This window comes from Psychrobacter sp. CAL346-MNA-CIBAN-0220 (assembly GCF_040309805.1).
Taxonomy (GTDB): domain Bacteria; phylum Pseudomonadota; class Gammaproteobacteria; order Pseudomonadales; family Moraxellaceae; genus Psychrobacter.
On sequence record NZ_JBEOPF010000683.1, the window covers coordinates 1 to 240 of the forward strand.

Annotated in this window: 1 protein-coding gene; it reads left to right on the plus strand. The window is 45.0% G+C overall.

The genetic code is table 11. The features are described 5' to 3' along the window. The coding region (locus AAEY88_RS15320; protein WP_350563767.1) for a hypothetical protein at positions 1–240 on the plus strand (240 nt) is incomplete at both ends.

The window sequence follows — 240 nt, forward strand, 5'->3', positions numbered from 1 at the left end:
CAGTTATATTGAAAACTCACTCACCTCTAATACCGTTCTCGCACCACTGGCCAACCGTGACTTAGCGGATGTTCATCGTTTGATTAAAATGGCAAAAACGGACAATGCCAACCTCGCCCAAGCACAGAGCAGCGAGCTGACGTATCCGTATAGCACTTCAGAGGTTAACGAGATTATCGCTATCTTGCGCCATATGTTTAGGGTGCAAGAAGTCATTCTTGACGTTAATCAAGCCTATAT